This window comes from Sphingobacterium sp. JB170 (assembly GCF_900163865.1).
Lineage (GTDB): Bacteria > Bacteroidota > Bacteroidia > Sphingobacteriales > Sphingobacteriaceae > Sphingobacterium.
In genome coordinates, this window is the sequence record NZ_FUKU01000064.1 from 1 (window position 1) to 5523 (window position 5523).

Consider the following 5523-nt stretch of genomic DNA (forward strand, 5'->3'; position numbering starts at 1 on the left):
TGAAGGGGCATTCTATAAAATTAGGCACCGACCTACTCTCCCACCTGTTACGGCAATACCATCGGCTCTGGCGGGCTTGACTACTCTGTTCGGAATGGGAAGAGGTAGACACCGCCGATATAGGCACCTGAATATCGTTTGTTTTACCAGCAAGCTGACGCTTACCCCAAAACAATGACATGAATTGAAAGAAAAATCAAAAAGGAAGACAACAGAAATCTACCGGCGTGGAAAGCTTCGGGTTATTAGTACTACTTGGCTTTGGTCTCTCAACCTTTACACCTATAGCCTATCAACGTCGTAATCTTCAACGACCCTATAAGGAAGTCTCATCTCGTGGCTAGTTTCGCACTTAGATGCTTTCAGCGCTTATCTAATCCGAACGTAGCTACCCTGCCGTACACCTGGCGGCATAACAGGTTCACCAGCGGTTCGTCCAACCCGGTCCTCTCGTACTAAGGTCAGATCCACTCAAACTTCCAGCGCCCACAACAGATAGGGACCGAACTGTCTCGCGACGTTCTGAACCCAGCTCGCGTGCCACTTTAATGGGCGAACAGCCCAACCCTTGGGACCTTCTCCAGCCCCAGGATGTGACGAGCCGACATCGAGGTGCCAAACCTCCCCGTCGATATGAGCTCTTGGGGGAGATCAGCCTGTTATCCCCAGAGTACCTTTTATCCTTTGAGCGATGGCCCTTCCATACAGAACCACCGGATCACTATGTCCGTCTTTCGACCCTGGTCGACTTGTTGGTCTCACAGTCAAGCAAGCTTATGCCATTGCACTCCACGTACGGTTACCAAGCGTACTGAGCTTACCTTTGAAAGCCTCCGTTACCTTTTTGGAGGCGACCACCCCAGTCAAACTACCCACCAAACAATGTCCTCGGCAAAGCCGAGTTAGAAACCGAATACCTAAAGGGCGGTATTTCAAGGTTGATTCCACGCATCCTAGCGAACACGCTTCAACATCTCCCGCCTATCCTACACATTAGGCACCCAATTTCAATGTTAAGCTATAGTGAAGGTTCATGGGGTCTTTCCGTCCCGTTGCGGGTAACCGGCGTCTTCACCGGTACCACAATTTCACCGAGCTCATGGCTGAGACAGCGCCCAGATCGTTACACCATTCGTGCAGGTCGGAACTTACCCGACAAGGAATTTCGCTACCTTAGGACCGTTATAGTTACGGCCGCCGTTTACTGGGGCTTCGATTCAATGCTTCGCCTTACGGCTGACATCCCCTCTTAACCTTCCAGCACCGGGCAGGTGTCAGGCCTTATACCTCATCTTTCGATTTCGCAAAGCCATATGTTTTTGCTAAACAGTCGCCTGGGCCTTTTCACTGCGGCTTCTCTACCCGAAGGTAGAGGAAGCGCCCCTTCTCCCGAAGTTACAGGGCCATTTTGCCGAGTTCCTTAGCCATGATTCACTCGAGCACCTTAGGATTCTCTCCTCGACTACCTGTGTCGGTTTAGGGTACGGGTTTTTATAACCTGAAGCTTAGCGGGTTTTCTTGGAAGTCTGCTTACCTGCACTATCAGCGCCGCCGAAGCTTTGCTGTACTATCGGAGTTCAGCTAGTTCTGCGGATTTGCCTACAAAACTAATACCTACATCCTTCAACGAACTATTCCGTCAGTTCGCGGCAGTGTCACTACTCCGTCACCACATCGCAGTTATAAAAAGTACTGGAATATTAACCAGTTGTCCATCGGCTTACTCCCTTCGGATGCGCCTTAGGCCCCGACTAACCCTGATCCGATTAGCGTTGATCAGGAAACCTTAGTCTTTCGGTGGGCGGGTTTCTCACCCGCCTTATCGTTACTTATGCCTACATTTGCTTTTCTATCAAGTCCACTGAAAATCACCTCTCAGATTCACCCCCAATAGAATGCTCCCCTACCAGAATATACTTAACGTATATAATCCATAGCTTCGGTAGTAATCTTGATGCCCGTTTATTATCCACGCCCGGTCGCTCGACTAGTGAGCTGTTACGCACTCTTTAAATGAATGGCTGCTTCCAAGCCAACATCCTAGCTGTCTGGGCAACCGGACCTCGTTAGTTCAACTTAGACTACATTTGGGGACCTTAGCTGATGGTCTGGGTTCTTTCCCTCTCGGCCTTGGACCTTAGCACCCAAAGCCTCACTGCCGATCATATCTTACAGCATTCGGAGTTCGTCTGGATTTGGTAGGATTTGACTCCCCCGCACCCAATCGGTAGCTCTACCTCTGCAAGACTTTATATCGACGCTGTTCCTAAAAACATTTCGGGGAGTACGAGCTATTTCCCAGTTTGATTGGCCTTTCACCCCTACCCTCAGGTCATCCGGAAACTTTTCAACGTTTATCGGTTCGGTCCTCCATTACATGTTACTGCAACTTCAACCTGCCCAAGGGTAGATCACAAGGTTTCGCGTCTACCTCACCTGACTATACGCCCTATTAAGACTCGCTTTCGCTTCGGCTGCGTCCCTGAAGGACTTAACCTTGCCAGATAAGAGTAACTCGTAGGCTCATTATGCAAAAGGCACGCCGTCACACCATATAGATGCTCCGACCGATTGTAAGCACACGGTTTCAGGTTCTTTTCACTCCCCTGTTCGGGGTTCTTTTCACCTTTCCCTCACGGTACTGGTTCACTATCGGTCTCTCAGGAGTATTTAGCCTTACCAGATGGTGCTGGTAGATTCCCACAGGATTTCTCCGGTCCCGCGGTACTCAGGGTATCACTAGCGCTGCTTTGCATACGTGTACGGGGCTATCACCCATATCGCCCGGTTTCCCACCCGGTTCCACTTCGCGCCGCAGATCACACATCGTGACCCTACAACCCCAACAATGCCGTAACAGTGTTGGTTTGGGCTCTTTCCCGTTCGCTCGCCACTACTTGGGAAATCATTATTATTTTCTCCTCCTACGCCTACTTAGATGTTTCAGTTCAGCGCGTTCGCGTATTATACAACATACCTTCAGTATGTTAGGTTGCCCCATTCGGAAATCCACGGATTAAATCATATTTGCTAATCCCCGTGGCTTATCGCAGCTTATCACGTCCTTCATCGCCTCTGAGAGCCTAGGCATCCTCCGTGTGCCCTTATTTACTTTCTTCGCACATATATCCCTTTTGCTGATATATGGCTGCCTTTGTCATTCACAACCTCTATAAAGAGATCATAAACAACATTCTGTTGTCTTCTCTTGTTAATCTTTCTTTCAATATGTCAAAGAACTTTTCCATCTTACAACAATATACCTCTCAATCAAGGTAAATCTTAGATGAACGTGGAGAATAACGGATTCGAACCGTTGACCCCCTGCGTGCAAGGCAGGTGCTCTAGCCAGCTGAGCTAATCCCCCGTATTAAAATCTTGGTGTAGTCCCGAGCAGATTTGAACTGCTGACCCCTACATTATCAGTGTAGTGCTCTAACCAACTGAGCTACGGGACTAGCTTATCTTTCTTCATCTTCCGGCGACCAAACCCTATAAGACAGGGTGGGCACTTTCTTCGTAATGCTTTCTTAGTTTTAGATAGTATGATCATGATGTACGTAACGAGTGTCTTTCCAAACACTCTAGAAAGGAGGTATTCCAGCCGCACCTTCCGGTACGGCTACCTTGTTACGACTTAGCCCCAATTATCGGTTTTGCCCTAACACGCTCCTTGCGGTTACATGCTTTAGGCACCCCCAACTTTCATGGCTTGACGGGCGGTGTGTACAAGGCCCGGGAACGTATTCACCGCGTCATTGCTGATACGCGATTACTAGCGAATCCAACTTCACGGGGTCGAGTTGCAGACCCCGATCCGAACTGTGAATGGCTTTTAGAGATTAGCATGACATTGCTGCCTAGCTGCCCGCTGTACCATCCATTGTAGTACGTGTGTAGCCCCGGACGTAAGGGCCATGATGACTTGACGTCGTCCCCGCCTTCCTCACTGCTTGCGCAGGCAGTCTGTTTAGAGTCCCCACCTTAACGTGCTGGCAACTAAACATAGGGGTTGCGCTCGTTGCGGGACTTAACCCAACACCTCACGGCACGAGCTGACGACAGCCATGCAGCACCTAGTTTCGTGTCCCGAAGGACGGTAGCGTCTCTGCTACCTTCACTAACTTTCAAGCCCGGGTAAGGTTCCTCGCGTATCATCGAATTAAACCACATACTCCTCCGCTTGTGCGGGCCCCCGTCAATTCCTTTGAGTTTCACCCTTGCGGGCGTACTCCCCAGGTGGATAACTTAACGCTTTCGCTGGGACGCTAACAGTATATCGCTAACATCGAGTTATCATCGTTTAGGGCGTGGACTACCAGGGTATCTAATCCTGTTTGATCCCCACGCTTTCGTGCATCAGCGTCAATAATCGTTTAGACAGCTGCCTTCGCAATCGGTGTTCTGAGACATATCTATGCATTTCACCGCTACTTGTCTCATTCCGCCATCTTCAGCGACATTCAAGCCTATCAGTATCAAGAGCACTGCGACAGTTGAGCTGCCGTATTTCACTCCTGACTTAACAGGCCGCCTACGCACCCTTTAAACCCAATAAATCCGGATAACGCTCGGATCCTCCGTATTACCGCGGCTGCTGGCACGGAGTTAGCCGATCCTTATTCTTCTAGTACATTCAGCTCGGTACACGTACCAAGGGTTATTCCTAGATAAAAGCAGTTTACAACCCGTAGGGCAGTCATCCTGCACGCGGCATGGCTGGTTCAGAGTTCCCTCCATTGACCAATATTCCTTACTGCTGCCTCCCGTAGGAGTCTGGTCCGTGTCTCAGTACCAGTGTGGGGGATTCTCCTCTCAGAGCCCCTAGACATCGTAGCCTTGGTAAGCCGTTACCTTACCAACTAGCTAATGTCACGCGAGCCCATCCATATCCTATAAATATTTGATCACTAAATGATGCCATTCAGTAATATTATGCGGTGTTAATCCGGATTTCTCCGGGCTATCCCCCTGATATGGGTAGGTTGCTCACGCGTTACGCACCCGTACGCCACTCTCATCCAGTATAGCAAGCTACACTGGAATCCCGTTCGACTTGCATGTATTAGGCCTGCCGCTAGCGTTCATCCTGAGCCAGGATCAAACTCTCCATTGTAAAAATGAATTGTATTGATACCTAACTATTTAATAAAATAATTAGAAATCGTCTTTTAATATCTAATTTGGATAAACTTAAGTCGTGGTTTTGTTAATTGAATAACTTTCACATCTTAATGTTACTCGTTACGTTACATGATCAATATCTTAAAGAACTTTTATCGCCGCCGCATCGCGCTTTGGCTTGTTTCGTATATTTAAACCTTAATAAATCAAGGTAAAATCTAGCTTTTTTAATCCTTACATCCTTGCGATGTAAACCCTTCGTTTTAGTTGGGACTGCAAAGGTAAGAGGATTTTTTACATTCGCAAAATATATTTTGAAATATATTTGCTAACCCCTCTCAAACCAAATAATAGAACCTAAATCCAACTATTCAGAATACCTTAATCCTGCTGTTCAAA

At 48.3% G+C, this 5523-nt stretch carries 2 tRNA genes and 3 rRNA genes; all 5 read right to left on the minus strand.

Annotated elements, in window-relative coordinates:
- Positions 1 to 19: 19 nt before the first annotated feature.
- Positions 20 to 131, minus strand: a 5S ribosomal RNA gene (gene rrf, locus FM107_RS16695).
- A 94-nt stretch (positions 132 to 225) separates the two neighbouring features.
- Positions 226 to 3119 (minus strand): 23S ribosomal RNA (locus FM107_RS16700).
- Between the two features lie 174 nt (positions 3120 to 3293).
- Positions 3294 to 3367 (minus strand) — tRNA-Ala (locus FM107_RS16705).
- Positions 3368 to 3384: 17 nt separating this feature from the next.
- Positions 3385 to 3458 (minus strand) — tRNA-Ile (locus tag FM107_RS16710).
- A 130-nt stretch (positions 3459 to 3588) separates the two neighbouring features.
- Positions 3589 to 5116, minus strand: a 16S ribosomal RNA gene (locus FM107_RS16715).
- Together the 16S, 23S and 5S rRNA genes with 2 tRNA genes alongside form the textbook arrangement of a ribosomal RNA operon.
- Positions 5117 to 5523: the final 407 nt, after the last annotated feature.